Source organism: Ochrobactrum sp. SFR4, assembly GCF_019730395.1.
Taxonomy (GTDB): Bacteria; Pseudomonadota; Alphaproteobacteria; order Rhizobiales; family Rhizobiaceae; genus Pseudochrobactrum.
The window spans coordinates 1-306 of the sequence record NZ_JAAPBB010000568.1; the positions used below are offsets into that span (position 1 = coordinate 1).

Genomic DNA, 306 nt, shown 5'->3' on the forward strand with positions numbered 1-306 from the left:
CGAAGAAGGGGCCGTGCTGATTTTTGACGATGTGACCGGTCGCATTGAGGCCGAGGCACAAATTCAGCATATGGCACGCTATGATGGCCTGACAGGACTGCCGAACCGCTTCTATTTTGAAACGCTGGTTCGCTCGCTGACAACCGGTAATAAGCCGGATGATCTGGTGGCCTTAGCTGTCATCGATCTCAATCATTTCAAGCATGTGAATGATACTTACGGTCATCATGCCGGCGATGAATTGTTGCGACAGTTTGCCGAACGCATGGCAGGCCTTGATCCGCAGCGCTTTGTGGCATCGCGTTT

At 52.3% G+C, this 306-nt stretch carries 1 protein-coding gene; it reads left to right on the plus strand.

Annotated features, from left to right (window positions below; all coding sequences use genetic code 11):
* The coding region (locus tag HBA93_RS20285) for a diguanylate cyclase domain-containing protein (protein ID WP_221724475.1) at positions 1-306 on the plus strand (306 nt) is incomplete at both ends.